Source organism: Halobacillus mangrovi (assembly GCF_002097535.1).
Taxonomy (GTDB): Bacteria; Bacillota; Bacilli; order Bacillales; family Halobacillaceae; genus Halobacillus; species Halobacillus mangrovi_A.
On sequence record NZ_CP020772.1, the window covers coordinates 2,387,562 to 2,409,896 of the forward strand.

Annotated in this window: 21 protein-coding genes and 1 pseudogene; all 22 read right to left on the reverse strand. The window is 40.1% G+C overall.

Annotated features, from left to right (window positions below; all coding sequences use genetic code 11):
• Positions 1 to 8 precede the first annotated feature (8 nt).
• Complete coding sequence (gene rimP, locus HM131_RS11725; protein WP_085029937.1) at positions 9 to 482, reverse strand: ribosome maturation factor RimP; 474 nt, start codon at positions 480 to 482, stop codon at positions 9 to 11.
• 374 nt (positions 483 to 856) lie between these two features.
• Positions 857 to 5,149, reverse strand: coding sequence for a PolC-type DNA polymerase III (locus HM131_RS11730; protein ID WP_085029938.1), 4,293 nt, complete (start codon positions 5,147 to 5,149; stop codon positions 857 to 859).
• 90 nt (positions 5,150 to 5,239) lie between these two features.
• On the reverse strand, positions 5,240 to 6,943 hold the full coding sequence (locus HM131_RS11735; protein WP_085029939.1) for a proline--tRNA ligase: 1,704 nt from the start codon (positions 6,941 to 6,943) through the stop codon (positions 5,240 to 5,242).
• A 91-nt stretch (positions 6,944 to 7,034) separates the two neighbouring features.
• Positions 7,035 to 8,291: an RIP metalloprotease RseP gene (rseP, locus tag HM131_RS11740; RefSeq protein WP_085029940.1), complete on the reverse strand. Its 1,257-nt coding sequence runs from the start codon at positions 8,289 to 8,291 to the stop codon at positions 7,035 to 7,037.
• 16 nt (positions 8,292 to 8,307) lie between these two features.
• Positions 8,308 to 9,453: a 1-deoxy-D-xylulose-5-phosphate reductoisomerase gene (locus HM131_RS11745; RefSeq protein ID WP_085029941.1), complete on the reverse strand. Its 1,146-nt coding sequence runs from the start codon at positions 9,451 to 9,453 to the stop codon at positions 8,308 to 8,310.
• Between the two features lie 18 nt (positions 9,454 to 9,471).
• Positions 9,472 to 10,278, reverse strand: a complete 807-nt coding sequence (locus tag HM131_RS11750) for a phosphatidate cytidylyltransferase (RefSeq protein ID WP_085029942.1) — start codon at positions 10,276 to 10,278, stop codon at positions 9,472 to 9,474.
• Between the two features lie 12 nt (positions 10,279 to 10,290).
• Positions 10,291 to 11,058: an undecaprenyl pyrophosphate synthase gene (locus HM131_RS11755; RefSeq protein ID WP_085029943.1), complete on the reverse strand. Its 768-nt coding sequence runs from the start codon at positions 11,056 to 11,058 to the stop codon at positions 10,291 to 10,293.
• Positions 11,059 to 11,349: 291 nt separating this feature from the next.
• Positions 11,350 to 11,907 carry a ribosome recycling factor gene (gene frr, locus HM131_RS11760; protein WP_085029944.1) on the reverse strand — a complete coding sequence of 186 codons (558 nt, stop codon included), beginning with the start codon at positions 11,905 to 11,907 and terminating at the stop codon, positions 11,350 to 11,352.
• Between the two features lie 2 nt (positions 11,908 to 11,909).
• On the reverse strand, positions 11,910 to 12,632 hold the full coding sequence (gene pyrH / locus HM131_RS11765) for a UMP kinase (RefSeq protein ID WP_085029945.1): 723 nt from the start codon (positions 12,630 to 12,632) through the stop codon (positions 11,910 to 11,912).
• A 115-nt stretch (positions 12,633 to 12,747) separates the two neighbouring features.
• Positions 12,748 to 13,632: a translation elongation factor Ts gene (gene tsf / locus HM131_RS11770; RefSeq protein WP_085029946.1), complete on the reverse strand. Its 885-nt coding sequence runs from the start codon at positions 13,630 to 13,632 to the stop codon at positions 12,748 to 12,750.
• Positions 13,633 to 13,768: 136 nt separating this feature from the next.
• Positions 13,769 to 14,500, reverse strand: a complete 732-nt coding sequence (gene rpsB, locus HM131_RS11775; protein ID WP_085029947.1) for a 30S ribosomal protein S2 — start codon at positions 14,498 to 14,500, stop codon at positions 13,769 to 13,771.
• Positions 14,501 to 14,727: 227 nt separating this feature from the next.
• Positions 14,728 to 15,093, reverse strand: a complete 366-nt coding sequence (locus HM131_RS11780) for a hypothetical protein (protein WP_085029948.1) — start codon at positions 15,091 to 15,093, stop codon at positions 14,728 to 14,730.
• Between the two features lie 57 nt (positions 15,094 to 15,150).
• Entirely contained in the window at positions 15,151 to 15,927 is a 777-nt protein-coding gene (locus tag HM131_RS11785) for a FliA/WhiG family RNA polymerase sigma factor (protein ID WP_085029949.1), read from the reverse strand.
• Between the two features lie 275 nt (positions 15,928 to 16,202).
• Positions 16,203 to 16,535, reverse strand: coding sequence for a hypothetical protein (locus HM131_RS11795; RefSeq protein WP_085029951.1), 333 nt, complete (start codon positions 16,533 to 16,535; stop codon positions 16,203 to 16,205).
• Between the two features lie 63 nt (positions 16,536 to 16,598).
• Positions 16,599 to 16,736 carry a flagellar hook-basal body complex protein FliE gene (fliE, locus tag HM131_RS21255; RefSeq protein WP_332308704.1) on the reverse strand — a complete coding sequence of 46 codons (138 nt, stop codon included), beginning with the start codon at positions 16,734 to 16,736 and terminating at the stop codon, positions 16,599 to 16,601.
• Positions 16,737 to 16,928: 192 nt separating this feature from the next.
• A pseudogene (gene flgC / locus HM131_RS11805) lies at positions 16,929 to 17,378 on the reverse strand (flagellar basal body rod protein FlgC).
• Between the two features lie 3 nt (positions 17,379 to 17,381).
• The gene (gene flgB / locus HM131_RS11810) at positions 17,382 to 17,774 is read right to left on the reverse strand and encodes a flagellar basal body rod protein FlgB (RefSeq protein ID WP_085029952.1); all 393 of its coding nucleotides are present in this window, start codon (positions 17,772 to 17,774) and stop codon (positions 17,382 to 17,384) included.
• A 385-nt stretch (positions 17,775 to 18,159) separates the two neighbouring features.
• Positions 18,160 to 18,345 carry a hypothetical protein gene (locus tag HM131_RS21080; RefSeq protein WP_085029953.1) on the reverse strand — a complete coding sequence of 62 codons (186 nt, stop codon included), beginning with the start codon at positions 18,343 to 18,345 and terminating at the stop codon, positions 18,160 to 18,162.
• A gap of 156 nt (positions 18,346 to 18,501) precedes the next feature.
• Positions 18,502 to 19,281 (reverse strand): GTP-sensing pleiotropic transcriptional regulator CodY, encoded by a 780-nt coding sequence (codY, locus tag HM131_RS11820; RefSeq protein ID WP_085029954.1) that lies wholly within the window; start codon positions 19,279 to 19,281, stop codon positions 18,502 to 18,504.
• Positions 19,282 to 19,300: 19 nt separating this feature from the next.
• Entirely contained in the window at positions 19,301 to 20,698 is a 1,398-nt protein-coding gene (gene hslU, locus HM131_RS11825; RefSeq protein ID WP_085029955.1) for an ATP-dependent protease ATPase subunit HslU, read from the reverse strand.
• A gap of 13 nt (positions 20,699 to 20,711) precedes the next feature.
• Positions 20,712 to 21,257, reverse strand: coding sequence for an ATP-dependent protease subunit HslV (hslV, locus tag HM131_RS11830; protein ID WP_085029956.1), 546 nt, complete (start codon positions 21,255 to 21,257; stop codon positions 20,712 to 20,714).
• A gap of 9 nt (positions 21,258 to 21,266) precedes the next feature.
• Positions 21,267 to 22,175 (reverse strand): tyrosine recombinase XerC, encoded by a 909-nt coding sequence (gene xerC, locus HM131_RS11835; protein ID WP_085029957.1) that lies wholly within the window; start codon positions 22,173 to 22,175, stop codon positions 21,267 to 21,269.
• Positions 22,176 to 22,335 lie beyond the last annotated feature (160 nt).

Sequence of the window (22,335 nt, forward strand, 5' to 3'; positions counted from 1 at the left end):
TCTCCCCCTTAGTTAAACGTGACAGCTAGATTTGCTTTTGCAATTTTGTTGTAAGGAACTTCTAGTTGTTTTTTTCGTGTTTTAATTTTAATCTCCACAACAGCCGTCTCGTTTTTGAACGAAACGAGCGTCCCTTCAAACTCTTTCTCGCCATCAACTGGCTCATAAAGCTTCATATATACGTATTCGCCTACGTATTTCTCAAAGTCTTTCTGTGTCTTCAGTGGTCTCTCAGCTCCCGGAGAAGAGACTTCCAAAAAGTATGGAATTTCAATTGGATCTTCATCATCCAGCTTTTCACTCAGCTGTTCTGACACTTGACCGCATTCTTCAATATCTACTCCGCCTGGCTTGTCAATAAACACGCGTAGATACCAATTACTTCCTTCTTTCTTGTATTCAACATCTACAAGTTCCAAATTCATTTCATCCAATATTGGCTGAACTAACTTTTCCGTTACGGAAACGACATGATTACTCATGCTCTTCCCTCCTTTTTTTACGATTTCTCCATTTAATCGTTGTTTTAGTATGACATACAGATAAGGATTTAATTTTAAGTATTTTTCTTATAGAGGGATCAACATTTTATTGAGAGTCAAGAGAAACCGCTATGACAAGTATCATAGCGGTTCGTTCCCCAGACCCTACAGGCCTCTCATGAATCAACGTTTCGTTGCCAAATGCAGCGTAGAATATGACGAAAGAGTGGGTTGCCCCACTCTTCACGTCATCCGTATCGCTCTTGTCACCATAAAAAATATACCATAGTTGCTTTAATTATGCAACAAATGAAAAACGTAACGAGTTATACGCATTGGAAATGGGTTCTAAACGTCAACAACTTACCACCCTGTTAAAAGAGTGAGAGTTGGTTTTCGTCCGGCATTCCTTCAAGACAGCCGAAGTTATCAAGATACTCCAGTACAGTTTTTGAGATACGGCTTCGCTCTCTTAAATCCTGTTTGGAGAGGAATTCTCCTTCTCCACGGGCTTTTACAATGTTGATGGCAGCGTTAGTTCCAAGTCCATCTACTGCGTTAAAAGGAGGAATGAGTGCATTTCCTTCTACAAGGAAGTCTGTAGCACTGGATTCATAAAGGTCAACATTCTTGAAGCTATACCCACGTTCGCACATTTCAAGTGACAGTTCTAGTACAGTCATTAAGCTTTTTTCTTTAGGAGTAGCATCAAGGCCCTTAGATTGGATCTCTTCTAAACGTCTGCGGATCGCATCAGAGCCTTTCATCATCGTTTCAAGTTCAAAGTCGCTAGCACGAACAGTGAAGTAAGCCGCATAAAAATAAATTGGATAATGGACTTTGAAATAGGCTATCCTTACGGCCATTAAGACATAAGCAGCTGCGTGAGCTTTCGGGAACATGTATTTGATTTTCTTACATGAATCAATATACCAATCCGGAACCCCATGTTTTTTCATTTCTTCAATCCATTCTTCCTGAAGACCACGACCTTTACGAACAAATTCCATGATCTTAAAAGCTAAAGAAGGCTCGAGTCCTTTATGAAGTAGATAAACCATAATATCGTCACGACATCCGATTACTTCCGGGAGCGTACAAATGCCATCATTAATTAATTGATCAGCATTTCCTAGCCAAACATCGGTTCCGTGAGAGAGTCCGGAAATGATGACAAGTTCAGCAAATGTACTTGGTTTTGTATCTTCAAGCATTTGTCTAACAAATCGTGTCCCAAACTCTGGAACCCCAAGGGTCCCTGTTTTACACATGATCTGATCTGCTGTCACGCCAAGAGCTTCTGGTCCACTGAAGATCTTCATGACTTCAGGATCGTCTACCGGAATCTCTTTCTGGTCAATACCGCTTAAGTCTTGCAGCATACGAATCACGGTAGGGTCATCGTGTCCCAGAATATCAAGTTTCAGCAGGTTATCGTGGATAGAATGGAAATCAAAGTGCGTCGTACGCCATTCTGATTTCGTATCATCCGCAGGGAATTGGATCGGAGAGAAATCAAAAATCTCCATATCATCCGGTACGACAATAATTCCCCCCGGGTGCTGACCGGTAGTTCGTTTGACTCCTGTACAGCCTTGCACTAAACGGTCAATTTCAGCATTTTTATATTGCAGCTGATTATCTCCCGCGTAGCCCTTCACATAACCGTAAGCGGTCTTCTCTGCAATTGTACCAATGGTTCCTGCACGAAAAACGTTGTCCTCTCCAAACAAAACCTTCGTATAATTGTGAGCTCTTGGCTGGTATTCACCTGAGAAGTTCAAGTCAATATCAGGAACCTTATCTCCTTTAAATCCTAAGAAAGTTTCAAACGGAATGTCCTGCCCATCTTTTTTTAGTGCGGTTCCGCATTCAGGACAATCTTTTTCTTTTAAGTCAAACCCGCTTCCGACGGAGCCATCATTAAAAAACTCATGATATTGACAGGATGGACAAACGTAGTGAGGAGGCAGCGGATTCACTTCCGTAATATCGGTCATTGTGGCAACGAAAGATGAACCTACTGAACCTCGAGACCCCACTAAATAGCCATCTTCCAGTGATTTCGTTACAAGCTTTTGAGAGATCAGGTAAATAACCGCGAATCCATGACCTATAATACTGTCCAGTTCTTTTTCCAACCGTTTTTCAACAAGCTCAGGCAGAGGATCTCCATAAATACTTTTCGCTTTGTTATAAGACATCTCACGGATCTCCTGATCGGCACCTTCAATATTTGGAGTGAAGAGGTCTTCTTTAACCGGTGTCACTGTACCGATTTGATCAGCAACCTTATGTGTGTTCGTGACCACGAGCTCCTTCGCTTTATCCTTTCCTAGGAAAGATAACTCTTCAATCATTTCATTCGTCGTTTTAAAATGGACCTCCGGCAACGTTTGACGGTTCAACGGATTTCCATTCTGAGAGGAAATCAAAATTTGGCGATATTGACGCTCGTGTTTCTCTACATAATGGGTATTACCTGTAGCCACTACCTCTTTTCCTAGACGTTCGCCCATGGCAACTAATCTTTTTAGAATATCGTAAATTTGTGCTTCATTCTGAACTAAATCTTTTTCCAACAAATGATAATAATTTCCGGGAGGCTGTATTTCGATATAATCGTAGAATTCAGCGACTTTTTCAGCTTCTTCCTCTGATTTTTGCATCATTGTTTCAAATACTTCACCTTTATCACAGCCGGAACCAACGAGTATCCCTTCTCTAAGCTTACTTAGTCGAGAACGAGGAATCCTTGGTACTCGGTAAAAGTAATTCACATGCGACTCAGAAATGAGCTTGTAAATATTTTTCAACCCCGTACTATTTACGGCTAATAGCGTGCAGTGAGATGGCCGAGAACGTTGGTACGCTTTTCCTTCCCCCATGTAATCATTCAGATTATTATGGTTCGTAATGCCACGTTCGATAGCTTTCTTTAGTAATTTCCATAACAAATAACCCGTAGCTTCAGCATCATAAATCGCACGGTGGTGCTGCGTAAGCTCAATATCAAACTTCTTACAAAGTGTATTTAAACGGTGATTTTTCAGCTCAGGCACTAGCAGCCGAGCCAGTTCTAAAGTATCAATAACCGGGTTCGTTGATTTCTCGTATCCAATTGCTTGGAAACCAGCATTCAAGAATCCCATATCAAAGCTGGCGTTGTGAGCTACAAGAATATCGTTTTCCATCCAGCTATGGAAATCCTTTAACACATCTTCAATTTCAGGAGCGTCTTTTACCATATCATCGGTGATGCCAGTAAGATCAATTGTTGTTTGTGATAACGACTGATGAGGATTTGCAAAAGATTCAAAACGATCTATGATTTCTCCACCCTTTACCTTAACAGCCGCAAGCTCAATAATCTTATCATATACAGCTGACAAACCAGTAGTTTCTACGTCAAATACGACATAAACATCGTCTTCTAAGACTCTGTCCTGCTCTTCGTACGCAATTGGCACTCCGTCATCAACTAGATTTGCTTCGACTCCATATATAATCTTAATGCCGTTCTTTTCCCCTGCTGAATGAGCTTCAGGATAGGCTTGTGCCACTGCATGATCGGTTATTGCGATTGCTTCATGTCCCCACTCGGCAGCTTTATTGATCAGTCTTGACGCTGAAACAGGCGCATCCATCTGGCTCATAGTCGTATGGGAGTGAAGTTCGATTCGTTTTTCACCCTCAGGTGCTTCATCCATACGGAGCTTCGGTTTAATTTCATTGATGTCATTCGCCATCATTGTTAGTTCATTCGTGAAATTATCCGTTTGAATTCCGCCACGGGCTTTGATCCACATGCCTTTTTTCATATGCTTGAACATCTCAGCGTGATCATCGCCTCGAGAGAACATCTTTATGGAGAAGGAGTCGGTATAATCTGTTACTTTCAACAATAGTAGATGCCTGCCGGAACGCAGTTCTTTTACTTCAACATCAAATACGTACCCTTGAACGACCTTTCGACGCTCTTCTTCTTCAATTGTTTCCATTGGCTCAGGATCCTCTTGAATCTTATAACCAATTTCAAGCGGGCCTTTGGGTGCATCATCCTCTTTTTCTTTCGCTCTTTCTTCTTGTTCTTTCACAGCTTGTTGGACAAGACGTTTATCCTCTTTTTGCCTTTCTTCCTGAAACTTTTTAATCTGATCCTGTTCTTCTTTCACTTGAGTGGAAAGCATAAGGGCAGGCAAACCAACATTTGCACAAAATTGCTGAAGAGGTGCTTCTAATTTCTTTTTAACTGCGTGACTTTCTGCTAAGTTTCTGCAAGTTAACATAATCTTATTTCCGTTAACTTCTGGTTTTTGCTCCATGAGTAGATCCTTGTAACTCGGAGTCAAGTTTGTCATCGTTTTGATAAACCCTTGCCAATATTCAACGATTTCCTCTGGGCTCAATGTTTTATTATTCGTTTCTATCGTCCAGTCCACCTCTGCGATCGAACGAAACGTAGACGTCAACTTTGCTGTAAACAACTCATACACAGACGGTGGCAGCGGCTTTGGAAAGAGAAAATGGAAATGCCACAATTTCTTTTCCTTAAATACAATGAGCTTTTTCATGCTGCTGTCTTTAAAATGAGGTTCAATCAGATCTTGGGGGAACTGAATTTGTTCCAAGAGATAATGCATTTTTTCCTGATTGCTTACACCCAATGTGATTCCTCCTCTATACTCAATCCCTGTTCATGAATATACCCTTGCTTTTTTTATTATAGCAAGGGTATTTCATCTATGAACAAACACTTAACCTTGATACCAATCCCGAACATACTCCACAATATCATTCTGCTCCATATCTTTCTGATCTCCCGAAGCACGTTCTTTTACTTCTACAATTCCTTCTGAAGCACGTTTCCCAACGGTGATTCGCAGTGGGACTCCAAATAAATCACTATCAGCGAATTTTACTCCAGCTCTTTCTTTACGGTCATCATATAAAACATCAATACCAGCTTGCTGTAATGTTTCATATAACTGATCTGCCAACTCTTTCTGTTCTGCTTTTTTCGGATTTAGAGATAGCAGGTGAACTTGGAAAGGTGCAATGTTTGCCGGCCAAGTAATTCCGCGCTCATCATGGAATTGCTCGACAATCGCAGCCAGTGTTCTAGATACTCCAATTCCATACGATCCCATGATCATCGTTTTCGCTTTTCCTTGGTCGTTAAGGAATGTAGCATTCATTCTTTCGGAGTAAAACTCTCCTAATTTGAATACATGTCCAACTTCAATACCTCTGGCGAAGACGATTTTTCCTTCTCCGTCTGGAGATGGATCTCCTTCTTGAATAAACCGTAGGTCAGCGTATTGATTTACCTTAAAATCTCTTTCAGGTGTCGCATTAGTAAAATGGAAGCCTTCTTCATTCGCTCCACAGGATACATTAACTAAGGCTTCAACGGCGAAGTCGGCTACAACTTCGACCTCTTCTGGAACATGAACTGGCCCAAGCGATCCAAATCCAGCTCCGATCAAGCGTCTTGAGTCCTCTTCCGTAGCCAATTCTACCATATCTGCGTCATAGAGATTTTTAAGCTTCACGTCATTCACTTCATGATCTCCACGTGTGACTACCATTACGAAACGGTCGTCTACATTAAACAGAATAGATTTCAAACCTTTATGCAGCTCATGACCTAAGAAATCTGCCACATCTTTCATCGTTTTTTGGTCTGGTGTTGCTACCTTCTCCAATGTTTTTGGTTTTTCTGATGACTTTTCATATGTGGTTACGACAGGAGCCATTTCAATATTAGCCGCATAACGTGAAGTGTCAGAGTAAGCTATGACATCTTCTCCAACCTCTGACAGCACCATAAATTCATGAGTGTCTTTTCCTCCCATTGCTCCGGAATCTGCAATAACTGCACGGAAGTTCAATCCACAGCGGCGAAAAACATTTGAGTATGCATCGAACATCTTTTGGTAGGTTTCATCAAGGCTTTCATAGGAATCATTGAATGAATAAGCATCTTTCATTAAAAACTCTCTACCACGAAGTAATCCGAAGCGTGGGCGTGCTTCATCACGGAACTTGTTTTGAATTTGGAAAACCGTTAGAGGAAGCTGCTTATAGCTTTTCACCTCGTTACGAACAATGCTTGTGATCACTTCTTCATGAGTAGCACCCAATGCGAATTCTCTCTGATGTCGATCATTAATTCTCATCAATTCAGAACCAAACGTTGTCCAACGGCCTGTTTCTTTCCACAATTCAGATGGCTCAAGTGCTGGCATAATCATTTCGTGAGCACCAATCTTCTCCATTTCTTCACGTACAATATTTTCAACTTTATTCAGTACTCTTCGTCCAATCGGCAGAAAGCTGTAAATACCTGAAGCAATTTGGCGTATGTAACCAGCACGAACGAGGAGCTGGTGACTTTTAATTTCTGCATCTGCAGGATTTTCTTTTAATGTAGGAATTAGCATTTGACTTTGTTTCATAATCAAGCACCTCAGTTCTTTTAGTATTTAATAAAACAAGCCGGAAGCCTAGGGAGAGCTGTTGTCTCAATCGGCTTCCAGCCCAATTTTCTTACAAGAATAATCGTTGGATATCGTTCCAAGTGACGACAAGCATTAATAACATCAGTAATGCAAATCCAATAAAATGAACAATTCCTTCTTTTTGAGGATCGATCGGCTTTCCTCGTACCCCTTCAAGACCGACAAATAATAATCTTCCACCATCTAGTGCTGGCAGAGGAAGCAAATTGACGATTCCTAAGTTGATACTCAAAATTGCCGTCCACATCATAAAGTTCGTTAAACCTGTTTGAACAACTTTATCGGTTGCGTCATAAATACCGACAGGTCCAGAGAGCATGTCTAGAGAGAACTGACCAGTAACAAGTTTACCTAAATTTGTCAGGATCAATGCTGACCATTCATAGGTTTGCGTAAATCCGAACGTTAACTTTTTGGCGAACGAATCTTCGAATGCCCGGGCAACTCCAACTTGGCCAATTGTTCTCTCCCGATCTTCAATGGATGCTGGCGTCACTTGAATTTGTTCTGTCTGATCGTTACGCTCGACAGTCAGTGTAATTTCTTCATTAGGGTGTTCCTGAACGATCATTGTGAACTCTTCCCAGGAACTGACAGATTCGCCATCGATGGCTACTACTTCATCTCCTGCCATCAGCCCAGACTTTTCAGCAGGGGAGTTCTCTTGAATTTCGCCCAGTTTTGCTTCATCAGCCGGTACACCTTGAATAAAACCTAATATCATAAATAAGACGATAGCTAATACAAAGTTCATCAACGGTCCTGCAAACAGCTGCATGGCTCTTTGAGGAACAGACTTCGATGCGAACTGTCGATCATAAGGGGCAATTTGTGTTTCTTTTTCGTCCATGACGAACATCGCCTTAGGGTCAACTTCAAAAATTAGCTTTTCATCTTCGTCAATCTCATATCCTTCAATAACGAGTCTATGATCCAAATCTGCTCGTTCAACTTCTATAACACGAGCTTGGGGGTGCTTAGACTTGTTGTTGACAATAATGCGGTTAACTTTTCCTTCCTCACTGAATTCTAAACCAATGTGGTGGCCGGCTTTCAGTTCAATGATTTCTGGATCTTCTCCAGCTACTCGTACATATCCTCCAATCGGCAACAATCGGATCGTGTACAAAGTTTCATTTCTCGTGAAAGCAAATATTTTTGGCCCGAAACCAATTGCGAATTCACGAGCTAGCATACCTGCTCGTTTGGCAAAAATGAGATGCCCCCACTCATGAACAAACACCAAAAGGCCGAACATGAGTACAAATGCAATCACTGTAGTCAAATGAAGCACCTTCCTTTTAGTTTAAATGGAAACGGACACGTTTTCTAGTTTCCTCATCAATAGAAAGTATGGTAGACAAGTCCGGGTTATGAATACGCTCATGACTTTCAAGTGCTCGTTCAATCAATTGTTCAATCTCTAAAAACGAAATTTTTTCTTCCAGGAACAACTGAACCGCTTCTTCATTAGCGGCATTCAATACTGCAGGCATTGAACCGCCTGTGCGCCCTGCCTCATAAGCCATTCGCAAACAAGGAAAACGCTCCATATCCATTTTCTCAAAATGTAATGTCGCTATCTCTTCTAGATCGAGTTGTTTCGTAATCGGCAAGTCTAAACGGTTAGGATACGTTAAAGCGTACTGGATGGGAACTTTCATATCCGGAGTCCCTAGTTGAGCCATAACACTTCGGTCGACATACTCAACCATAGAATGAATGACACTTTCTCTATGAAGAATAACATGAATTTGGTCGTAAGGTACATCAAAAAGCCAGTGAGCCTCAATAACTTCCAAACCCTTGTTCATCATAGAAGCGGAATCTATCGTAATTTTTGCGCCCATACTCCAGTTTGGGTGATTTAGCGCATCTTTAACCGTTACTCCAACAAGTTCCTCTCTTTTTTTGTCTCGGAAACTTCCACCGGAGGCGGTAATGATTAATTTGTGGATGTCTTTTTTGTTTTCTCCATTTAGAGATTGATAAATGGCTGAATGCTCACTATCAACCGGTAGTAATTCAACATTGTGTTTTTTAGCTTCTTGCATAACAAGATGTCCAGCGGTCACTAGCGTTTCTTTATTGGCGATGGCAATAAGCTTTTTCGCCTGAATAGCTTTTAATGTAGCTGGAAGACCAATACTACCCATTACAGCATTCACAACGACATCTACTGGATCTGCAACACTTGCTTCTATAAGTCCTTCCCCGCCAATAAGAATTTGACCATGATGGATCTCACTTTGCAAACGTTCTTTAGTCGGTTCATCTTGAACCACGATCACCTCAGGCTTAAATTCTTTAATCAGAGGCAGTGCTTTTTCTAGATTTCTGCCAAAAGCAAGCGCATATAATGAAAATTCTTCAGGGTGTAACCGTATCACATCCAGGGTTTGAATGCCGATTGACCCGGTAGCACCAAGTAAAGCTACTTGTTTCATTGTTCACTCTCCTCACAGTTAAGAAATAAAATTAATGAGATGGAGGATAGGAAGAATGAAAATCAAACTGTCAAAACGGTCGAGCACTCCTCCATGACCAGGTAAGATTTTCCCTGAATCCTTCACAGCATAATGCCTCTTGAATGCCGACTCGACCAAATCACCAATTTGACCAGCAATTGAAACCAAAATCGTTACTAGAAACACAATTAGCATAGAGTGACTTAAAGGGGCAATCATCTGAAAGATAATGGCTACCACACATGCCAGCACAATTCCCCCTACAGATCCTTCAATCGTTTTCTTAGGACTGATTTGAGGCCATAATTTGTGTTTTCCAAGAGCTCTTCCGAAAAGATAGGCACCTGTGTCGGTAGCCCAAACTACGAAAAGAGCGAAAAACAAGTATTTAAGACCTTGTTCAGCTACACGTGTTTCAATTAAATAGTGAAAACCCATCCCAATATAGATGGTAGATATTAATAGGAAACCGGCATCATCGAAAGTAAAGCGGTTCTTAACAAGAACTGTGTAACTGAGCAATACTAGTACAGCGAGCAATGTGATTTCTGACTTTGTGATCAAATTTTCAGTTACTATGCCATACTGCGCGAGGTCTTTGTAAGGAAACATTAAGGCCCACATAAGCAAAAGCCCCAGACCTGAAGCTACAGAATAACGTGAGATTTTTTTCATTCTAACCAACTCTAATAGAGCAATACTCGCAATCACGTATACGAAGAGCTTAAAAAACCACCCTCCAGATACAATGATAGGTATAAAAATTAGTGCCGCTACTACGGCGGTAATTGTCCTCTGTTTCATATCCTTTCACCCTTACACTCCACCATAACGTCGTTTACGGTTTTGATAGTCGTACAGTGCTTTCTCAAAGAGGCCTTCGTCGAAGTCCGGCCAGTAGACCTCCGTGAACCAAAATTCGGCATAGGCCAGCTGCCATAGCAAGAAATTGCTCAGCCGTTGTTCACCACTTGTGCGAATCAACAAGTCTGGCTCAATAAGATCTTTCGTATAGAGCTCTGATGAAAAAAGATCTTCATTAATTTCCTCTGGATTGAGTTCACCCTGATTGACTCTTAAGGCTATTTGCTTCACTGCATTGACCATTTCAAAGCGACTTCCGTAGTTCAAAGCAAAATTTAAAATGAGACCATCGTTATCTTTTGTTCGTTCAATAGCTTCATTCACTGCTTTTTGCGTGTGCTGAGGCAGCACTCCAAAATCTCCGATGGTTTGCACTTGAACATTCTTTTCAATGAGTTCTGGCAAATATGTATTTAAAAAATCGACAGGCAACTTCATTAAAAAGTCTACCTCATTTTTTGGACGTTTCCAATTTTCTGTTGAGAAAGCATACAAAGTGAGAACTTTCACTCCTATATCTGATGCGTGTCTCACGACTTTTTTAACAACACTCATGCCTTCTTTATGACCTGCGATCCTTGGCATCCCTCGATTTTTTGCCCATCGTCCATTTCCGTCCATAATAATCGCTACATGTTCTGGCAGATGATTAAAATCTAGGCCTAGAGGCTGCGACGATGTATGTTTTTTGTTTTTAGTAAATGGAAACTTGATTGGCATGTTCAATCCTCCAGTCCGTTTCTTCCATCTTTTTATTATATACTATAATCCTACAACATGCCCACACCTACATAAAGAGGTAAATATGATTATGAAAAGCGTAGTAAATTTCGACACACCCACCATCCGCATGTCAAATAATGCTAATACGGGACACTTTTACAATAGTTGGAATTATAGAGGCTAAATGATTGAAGAAGCTTATGAATACAACTCGCAAATAAAAAGCCGCGCTGCCAAACATCTACAGCGCGGCTTTATACACCTTATGGCATATCGTTCTTCTTCTTATTACACTTCCATAATCTCTTCTTCTTTTGCTTTAGCAAGCTTATCGATCTTATCCACATGCTCATCTGTAGCCTTTTGAACGTCTTCAAGATAAGACTTCAAGTCATCTTCCGTCATTTCTCCATCTTTTTCTAGTTTCTTTAGACGATCATTAGAATCACGACGGATGTTTCGAACTTGCACTTTAGCTTCTTCAGAATAACGGCCAACTACTTTAGAAAGGTCTTTACGACGTTCTTCAGTCAAAGCTGGGATGTTAATACGCACTACATTTCCATCGCTTGATGGTGAAAGACCTAAATCAGCCTTTTGAATGGCTTTCTCGATCTCAGCAATTGCAGATTTATCATATGGTGTGATAACAAGCAGACGAGGTTCAGGAGCCCCGACTTGCGCAAGCTGATTGAGAGGTGTTGCAGCACCATAATAATCCACATAAACATTATCAAGAATAGAAGGATTAGCGCGACCTGCTCTTACGGTAGCAAGTTGACGAGAAAAAGCTTGAACAGCTTGTTCCATTTGTTGTTTTGTTTCGTTAATCACGGCATCAGACATGATTATTTCCCCCTTACAATGGTTCCAATATTTTCGCCCATTACGGCCTTTTTGATGTTACCTTCTTCTGTAATAGAGAATACCAATAAATCAATGTCGTTGTCCATACATAATGAAGAAGCGGTTGAATCCATGACACCTAATCCTTCGTTTAGAACTTCCATGTAAGAAAGTTGGTCATATTTCTTAGCGTCTTCATTGATCTTAGGATCGTCCGTATAAACACCATCCACATTGTTTTTCGCCATAAGAATGACATCAGCTTCTATTTCAGCCGCTCTCAGTGCAGCAGTTGTATCCGTAGAGAAATATGGATTTCCTGTACCTGCTGCGAAGATAACAACGCGTTTCTTTTCTAAATGGCGAATAGCTTTTCTACGAATGTATGGTTCAGCTACTTGTCTCATCTCTATAGAGGTTTGAACACGGGTTGGAATACCCAGGTTTTCTAAGCTGTCCTGGAGCGCGAGAGAGTTCATAACGGTAGCTAACATTCCCATATAGTCGGCGTTAGCCCGATCCATCCCCATTTCGCTTCCAACTTTTCCTCGCCAAATATTGCCGCCTCCTACAACTACGGCAACTTCAACACCGAGTTCGGCAACTTCTTTTACTTGACGTGAAACAGATTGGATAATACTTGGTTCTAGACCGAAACCAGCTTCACCACTTAAGGCTTCCCCACTTAGTTTCAGTACAATTCGACGATAGCGAGCAGTAGTCATAGTAACCTCCCGTGTGTTTGCTGTGTAGTCCTGCTACTAGTTGTAAAGTATGCTATGTAGCATCATTTTTGAAAATAGGGAACACGCACGCGGTGTCCCCTATACCAAACCATCATTATTTTTTAACTTGATTCATTACTTCATCAGCGAAGTTTTCTTCACGTTTTTCCATGCCTTCGCCAACTTCGAAACGGCTGAATCCAGTGATTGTTCCACCTTTAGACTCAACGAATTTCTTCACTTTTTGATCTGGGTCTTTTACGAAACTTTGTTGCAGCAAGCAAACTTCTTCGTAAAACTTATTCATACGACCTTCAACCATTTTTTCAACGATATTTTCAGGTTTTCCTTCGTTCATCGCTTGAGTCTTAAGCATTTCGCGTTCTGCGTTTGCTTCTTCTTCAGGAATCTCGTCACTAGATACATAACGAGGGTTAACGGCTGCTACGTGCATAGCAACATCTTTAGCTGCTTGCTCGTCAGTAGAACCTTCTAGTACTGTAAGGACACCGATGTTACCGCCCATGTGAAGGTAAGCACCGAAAGCGTCGTTATCTGTTTTCTCTTTGATTACGAAACGGCGAAGAGAAATTTTCTCTCCGATTTTCGCGACAATGTCTGTGATATAGCTGCTTAGAACTTCACCTTCGCCATGAAGTTTTTGTTCTAGTGCTTCTTCAACAGTTGCAGGTTTTTGGGAGACAAGATGCTCACCCAACTCTTTAAGAAGCGCTTTGAACTGATCGTTCTTTGTAACGAAGTCAGTTTCGCAGTTCACTTCAAAAAGGACAGCTGTGTTACCGGAGATCTCAATTGCAGCAGAACCTTCCGCAGCAATACGGTTAGCTTTCTTCTGTGCTTTAGAAATTCCTTTCTCACGAAGCCAGTCAACAGCTTTTTCCATGTCTCCATCAGTTTCAGTCAGTGCTTTTTTACAGTCCATCATTCCAGCACCAGTTTTTTCACGAAGTTCTTTTACCATTTTAGCGTTTACAGCCATTTTAAAGCCTCCTTGTTAAATAAACGAATGTGTGAAGATTAGCCCAAAGAGAACAGGAGCAGCAGTTCTCTGAAAGCTTTTCGTTTTTAAAAAAGGTGATAAAAGGTATACCCCCTTATCACCTTTAAAAGTCATCTTACTCAGTAGCAGCCTCTACTTCAGCTTCTTCTGTTGTTTCAGTTTCTTCACCTTGTTTTGCTTCAAGTACAGCGTCTGCCATTTTAGATGTTAACAATTTAACAGCACGGATCGCATCGTCGTTTGCTGGGATCACATAATCGATTTCATCAGGATCGCAGTTTGTATCGACGATTCCTACTACTGGAATGTTTAGTTTGTGTGCTTCAGCAATTGCAATGCGCTCTTTACGAGGGTCAATGACAAACATTGCATCTGGAAGAGTATTCATTTCTTTGATTCCGCCTAGGAATTTAACAAGACGATCTTTTTCTTTAAGCATGTCGACAACTTCTTTTTTAGGAAGTACGTCGAAAGTACCGTCTTCTTCCATGCGCTCAATGTCTTTTAGACGATTGATACGCTTACGGATCGTTTCAAAGTTAGTTAGTGTTCCACCCAACCAACGCTGGTTGATGTAGTACATGCCACAACGAGTAGCTTCTTCACGGACAGTGTCCTGTGCTTGTTTCTTCGTTCCTACAAAAAGAATGTTACCGCCGTTTGCAGCGACATCTTTCACGTAGTTAAAGGCTTCATCAACCTTCTTAACTGTTTTTTGCAGGTCGATGATGTAAATTCCGTTACGCTCTGTGAAGATATACTTCTTCATCTTCGGATTCCAGCGACGGGTTTGGTGCCCAAAGTGAACACCAGCTTCTAATAGCTGTTTCATAGAAATTACAGACATTATAGTTCCTCCTGTTTGGTTTATTTTAGTATCCTCCGCCCTTATCATTTTCCTCTACAAACTCTTTAATAGAGCAACCTATAGAAGAATCCAAAGGCGTGTGTATTGACACCGACAGTAAATATACCATAACCATGCGCTTCATTCAAGTTCTTTCACTATTTTTTTGAGTTAAATTTCAGAAGTAGTTCGACCTCTGTTTTTCCTTTGTCTAGTTCTCTTGCAATTTATTCAATAGATGATCCGTTCTGTTTCATAATTAATATTTTTGAATGCAATGTAGGCGTGTAGTTCTCTTTTTGATCTAAATCAGGTGTAGAGTAAAGGGGTGCCTCATCTGCCTTCCTTTCCTCTAACGAATCCCTCTCTTTAAAGGAAGAAGCTTTGGAAGTATTTATCCATTCACTCATTTGATTGTTCTCTTCCTTTAGTTCTAACAAATAGGATGTGAATAGATCTTCGATTTCATCTGCCACTTGTTTTTGTCTTAATTCAAGCTCTTCAGTCTTTTTAATCTTCGTTGTTAAAATTAATAGACCCAGAATGATTATCCCATCTATTATAAAACTTATTATTAATAAAAAAGTGGTCATTTACTTTCACCTGCAATGGTTCCCAAGATTTGCTCGCAGTCATTATCGTCAAACTTGTTACTTCTGAACGATTTCTTTAAGAGAGGTTTTTAGCTTGAATATAGCTTTTGCATGAATTTGAGAAATTCTTGATGTCGTTAACTCCAATATTTGTCCGATCTCCGTAAGGGTTAGTTCTTCATTGTAAAATAAACTAATCACCATTTGTTCCTTTTCGTTCAATTTCTTTATTTGTAAGGCAAGCTCCTCGAAGTTTTCCTTTTTAATTGCTGCGTCAGACGGTGTAGGGGTTTGATAATCAGGAAGAGAATAGCCGATTCCTTCTTTATGATCGTCTCTTCCATCTTTCGGTTTTTCTTCCATAGATAACACATTAGCGAATAGAGAATCTTTAACCGTTTCTTCTACTTCTTCTTTTTCTACCCCCAGGTAATGTGCGATTTCTAAAGAAGTTGGAGGCTTTTGCAACTGCTGTTCCAGCTGTAAAGCAGCTTGTTCTATTTTCTTTGATTTATCTCTCACCGAGCGAGGAAGCCAGTCTTCTTTTCTAAGACCATCTATAATGGTTCCTCTTATTCTAAAAGAAGCGTAGGTATCAAACTTCAGATCTCTATCTAAATCAAACTTTTTCAGCGCATCAAATAAACCAAGCATCCCAAGACTTCTTATATCATCTTTATTCACACTTTTAGGCAGATGGGCAGCAATCCTCTGCACATGATAGCTTACCAGATAGTCATAACACTGAATCAATTGGTTTGCTGCTTCGATGTCCTGACTGGACGTCCATAGCTTCCACAAGTGTTGTTCCTGAGAAGATAAAGAAATTGCCATAAGGATCCTCCCCTCTTAATAAATTTATTTCATTACTAATCTTGAAGTTATAATAGTTGAACCTTAATAAACCTTAGGAATTAAATAGCTTTTCAATTTTGATATAAAAGACTGAGATGGAACAGTTGAAAGACCGATGGTTCCACTTAAGATTTGCATTGCAATACCATCTATCGCTTTGCTTGCCGGACAAGACGGGGAGTGAATGACAAAAGGCTCTTGATGATGGACAGCTTTCAAGACTTTACGATCATCAGGGAGCATACCTAAGTAGTTTATATCGTTCCGCTGTTCGGTAATCCTGATGCTGCTAAATCGACAAGTAAAGTCTCTGCCTGATTATCCGGAACAAGGATCGTAGTTCCTCCTTGCTCTAATTCACACGGAATTCCGCGCGTATCCAACTCCGTTTTAATTTGCCCCATTTCCTGAAGCGTAAGATCTTTATAAAGAGGAATCATTTTTGTATTGGAGGAAAAAATACTGACTGTAATTAAAATGAGTGTAAGAAAAGAAGTAACTCCTATAACCATTCCTTTTTGCGATTTACTTGTGTTTCCCCAAAACTTCTCTATTCTATTTTTATATGTAATAAATTTTTCTTTCATAATTGCCCCCAAAAAACGCGCGACTTAAGAGAATAGTATAATGCGAAATGAGATAAGTGAAAATTAAACCTGCATTCTCATCATTTCTTTATAAGCTTCAATGACTTTATTTTGTACCTCAACGGTAGTCTGCATAGTTATGCTCGCTTTTTGCGAGGCAATCATCACATTATGTAAATCGTCAACTTCTCCTCTTGCCATAGCTAGTCATCTGGTCTGATTTGATTTGAGATTTATTGACATCATTTATCGCACTTCTCAGCTGTTGAGCGAATTGTTATTGGGCAGTACCGGTGGATTCATTACGTTGAGCTTTAGATGTGAGTAAATTTGCAGAAATTGACGGCTGATTCATAATCGTAGTGATTTCAGGCATTAATAATCTCTCCTATCCTATCTACCAATTTCCAAAGCTTTCATAAGCATACTTTTTGAGGCATTCAATGAAGTTACATTTGCCTCATAAGAGCGAGTAGCACTCATCATATCGACCATTTCCTGGAGTGGGTCGACATTGGGTACTTCTACATAACCTTCAACGTTTGCATCAGGATGAGAAGGATTGAAGACTAGCTTAAACGGCTTTTCATCCTCAACAATATGTACAGCCTTTACACCACTCGAAGAAGTAGAAACAGAAGCCTGCTAAAGGAATGATTTGAAAGTTTGATCTTCTGATTGAAAAACAATCATTTCCCTCTTATAGGGTCACCATTCTCCATTTTCGTTAAGTGTTGCCCTTGTTGAGTTTGCATTGGCTATATTAGAAGATGCGACATCCATTCTCAGTCGTTGTGCAGTAAGTGCACTAGAACTCGCATTCATGGATTTGAAAATACTCACCTTTTAATTCCCCCCTTTGATCACTGATTCCAGCCTGTTGAATTTCCCGCTCATTCGGTCCGCCAATGCTTGATAGTAAATTTGATTTTTTGCCAGTTCACTCATTTCCTTGTCAACATCTACGTTGTTGCCATTATGGTTGTATGTAGTATTCGAATTTGTAATTGTACTAAAGGGGACCTTGTTGAAAGGTTGAAAGCCAAAATGGCGCATATCTGTCTTTTTTGCGGTGAGGGTTGACACTTCCTGATAAAGCATATCTTTGAATACGACATTTTTTGTTTTATATCCAGGAGTATCAACATTAGCTATGTTGCTGGATATGGCACGGTTCTTTTCGGCTGCATAGTTTAATGAATGTTCCAGTGAAGTAAACGTATTACTGAATAAAGACATATTTTCCCCTCATTTCGACATTTTTCCAGTATCGTAGATTCAATTGTAAAAAGATTTGTATACATCTGTCTACTTTATCTCCTGTATTTTTACGATAGTATTACAAAAGGTCCTAAAGAGCTAGGACATTCTCCTTCATTATTTTCCTCATGTTACCATTTGTCGAATTTACTATTATAATGAACATTATTGCATAACTTTCCCCTAAAATGAATTTATTTTCTTCCAATTCCAAAATAATAATAAAAGCTTCTTTCATGCCGTATTATTAAAGAATTTAGCAGTATTCTGGAATACTTTATTTTTAGTTGTTTGTATAGTTTAGGGCCGTAAATGAAGAAGTCGTTTTCCCTGGGTGTACGGTAAGCTTCCTCAGACTGCGCCTTCAGGGAATTAACCCTGCACGATTCGACCACAGGAGCTCCCCCTTCTCCAATGGCCCTTGCCATTTGATGTTTCGGTATGAAGCTACTTGGAATTTGCTATTTTCTTCACGGAAGAGAATGGCTACTGAATTACCTGCATGACCAGTCCGCAAATGCTCCATTCCGGAGAAGATGGTTTCGAACAATTACATCCACCACCTTTCACATGAAAGCTTCGAAACTGTGTATTCATAGTTATGGAGGGGATATGAAAAATTGCACTTGTTTCAAACATGAATGTACACTTTAACAAGCAAAAAGCCGCTGTGATAAAAGTATCACAGCGGCTCTTGTTCGCTTATTTAGTTCGTACGGAGCTTTTGCAGCTCTAGTAAGAAGTTATTATTAAGGACTTTGATGTAAGTACCTTTCATACCAAGTGAACGTGATTCGATTACTCCAGCACTTTCAAGTTTTCTCAAAGCATTAACGATTACAGAACGAGTGATTCCAACACGGTCTGCAACTTTACTTGCTACAAGTAACCCTTCATTGCCTTCAAGCTCTTCGAAGATGTGCTCGATAGCTTCAAGTTCACTGTAGGAAAGTGAACTGATCGCCATCTGAACCACAGCTTTACTACGTGCTTCCTGTTCAATTTCTTCGGTTTTCTCATGAAGAATCTCCATTCCAACAACCGTAGCACCGTATTCAGCAAGTAGTAAATCGTCGTCATTGAAACTGCTGTCAAGACGACTAAGAATTAATGTTCCTAGTCTCTGCCCGCCTCCAATGATCGGAACGATTGTAGTTAGTCCATTCTCAAACAATTCACGGTTTTCAACAGGAAATGCTGTATATTCACTGTTAATATCAATATCCGGTGTAGTTTCTTGGATATTGAATAGACTCTGAGTATATTCTTGTGGGAATTGACGCTCTGAAAGCATTTCTTTCATTCGCTCATTTTCAATTTCCTGGTTGATAGCGAATCCTAATAGTTTTCCTCTACGGCTTAATACAAAAGTATTTGCTTCGATAACGTCTCGAAGAGTAGCGGACATATCATTAAAGTCAACTGATTTCCCCGTTGTTTTTTGAAGCATAGCGTTAATTCTTCTTGCTCGATCTAATAATTTCATGATTGTTTCCTCCTTTTGATTATAAAATGAATCTACTTAGATCTTTATTTTTTACAATAGAAGATAGTTTGCTGTCTACATATTGCGGTGTAATTTCTATTTTTTCCATCATGACATCAGGAGCTTCAAAGGAGAGATCTTCCAAAAGCTTCTCTAATATTGTGTGTAAACGTCTTGCTCCGATATTATCTGTTTCCTGATTCACTTCCTGAGCAATTTCTGCGAGTCTAGTAATAGCATCGTCAGAAAATTCCACCTTTATACCTTCAACTTCAAGGAGTGCCTTATATTGTTTTAAAAGGGCGTTAGACGGCTCTATTAAAATGTTTCTGAAATCCTCTACGGTAAGCTTATTTAATTCGACTCTAATTGGGAAACGCCCTTGGAGTTCAGGAATTAAATCCGAAGGCTTTGCCATATGGAAAGCTCCTGCAGCAATGAATAGAATATGATCGGTAGAAACAGGTCCGTATTTTGTAACGACTGTGGATCCTTCAACGATCGGCAAAATGTCACGCTGAACTCCCTCACGTGAAACATTTGCCTGATTGTCACCTTTTGCCGCAACTTTGTCGATCTCGTCGATAAAAATCATGCCAGCTTGTTCTACCTTTTGAACAGCCTCCTGTCCCACTTCATCCATATCGACAAGTTTGCTCGCCTCTTCTTGGGTTAACACTTTACGAGCTTCAGAAACAGGTAATCTACGCTTTTTTTTCTTTTTAGGCATAAATTGACTGAATGCATCCTGCATGTTCATTCCCATTTGTTCCATTCCTGAACCTTGGAGCATATCAAACATGGAAGACTGTGACTCTTCTACTTCAATGGTCACCATCCGGTCTTCCAGTTCACCCATATCCAATTGATGGCGGATACGGCTTCTTTTTGTTTCCAATTCTGCTTCTTCGTTATCTTGTTTTGGTTCATTATCTTGTTGTGCTCCCTGGTTAAAGAACATTTCTAGAGGGTTTTTAAAATTATTGGTCTGCTTTTTCTTTGAAGGAACTAATAGTTTTACAAGACGCTTATTTGCTTGTTCTTCTGCTCGATCCTTCACAGCCTCCATTTTTTCTTCTTTTACCATTCTGACGGCCATTTCCACAAGGTCACGCACCATAGACTCTACATCGCGTCCTACATAGCCCACTTCAGTAAATTTGGTGGCCTCAACCTTAACAAATGGCGCACCGACCAATTTTGCCAGTCTTCTTGCAATTTCTGTTTTCCCTACACCTGTAGGACCCATCATAAGAATATTTTTGGGAACTATTTCATCTCTGATTTCATCCTGCAGCTGCATACGTCTGTATCGATTTCTAAGCGCAATCGCTACTGATCTTTTCGCACTGTTTTGACCGATGATATATTGATCTAGCTTTTCTACAATTTGCTTCGGTGTTAAATTCAGTGACATTAAAACGCCCTCCTTATTCGAGCACCTCTAGAATGATTTGATCATTCGTAAATACACAAATCTCTCCTGCAATCTCTAACGCTGCTTTTGCAATCTGTTCAGCTGTCTGTTCTGAAGAATATCTTTTCAGTGCTCTCCCAGCACTTAAGGCAAAATTGCCTCCTGAACCGATTGCGAGAATTCCATCGTCCGGTTCTATCACTTCCCCAGTACCTGAAACTAAAAACATTTTTTCATTATTCATGACAATCAACATGGCTTCTAATTTACGAAGAACACGATCACTGCGCCATTCTTTAGCAAGTTCAACTGATGCTCTGGCAAGATTGCCATCAAATGTTTCGAGTTTGCCTTCAAACTTTTCAAACAGGGTAAATGCATCGGCAACAGAGCCTGCAAATCCAGCCAGTACTTGACCATTAAAAAGCCGACGGACTTTCTGTGCTTTATGCTTCATGACAACCTGGTTTCCAAGAGTCACCTGACCGTCACCGCTCATGGCGCTTTGACCATTGTGTTGGACAGCAAAAATAGTTGTTGCATGAAATTGTTGTTCCATCATTTCACCTCATTTATTAGCTCTCGGATGGCTATTCATATAGACATTACGCAACCGATCTTTAGTAACGTGTGTATAGACTTGTGTTGATGAAAGGTGTTCATGACCCAGCAATTCTTGAACAGAACGAAGATCAGCACCTGCGTTCAGTAAATGGGTCGCAAACGAGTGCCTAATTTTATGCGGATGGATATCCACTGTCAATGCAGCTTCTTTTACCATCTTATCTAGAATTAAACGTACACCTCTTGCTGTTAGAGGTCCACCTCTTGCGTTTAAGAAGAGATTTGCTGGCTGCTGGCTGCTTTTAGCTGCAAGCTGTTTTCTTCCTCGTTCTATATAACTAGATAACGCCCGAGAAGCGAATTGACCGAAGGGTACATATCTTTCTTTTCGGCCCTTTCCATGCACAAGCAGAGTTGCTAAAGAGAAATCAATGTCCCCAAGCTCTATTTTTGTGCACTCACTTACCCGGATTCCTGTTCCATAAAGCAATTCGATAATCGCTTGATTTCTCTGACCTAGAGGATCGGACAAATCGCTGACTGTAAAAAGTTGCTTTATTTCTTCTTCATAGAAAAATTCAGGGATCATCCGGCTCTCTTTAGGTAGTGAGACATTCACGAAGGGATTAGAGTGGATGAATTCTTCTCGATCTAAGAACCTAAAAAAGCTTCGAAGACTAGAAACCTTTCTCGATACAGTCCTTCTAGATAGCTGCGCCTCGTACAAACGAGATAAGAAGATACGAATCGTAGAGTATTCACACTCGGTGATGGACAACCCTTCGGCATTTAAAAACTCACCAAATACTTCGATATCCTTCTTGTAGTTTTCAACAGTCAAAGGAGAAGCATTTTTTTCTATTTTTAGATATTCGATAAACGATTGCTGAAGTGCTTCCAATTGATTTCCCATGTTTCACCTCACAAAGGCGTTTAAATTTTATCACATTTCAGATTCGTACGACAATGAATTTAATTAAAATGTAACAAAATTCTGAATTGTTTCCAAGTGTAAACATTAATCATAAAATGTTTTTTATTCTCTAAAGGAGTATTTCCCATCATTTTTTTCA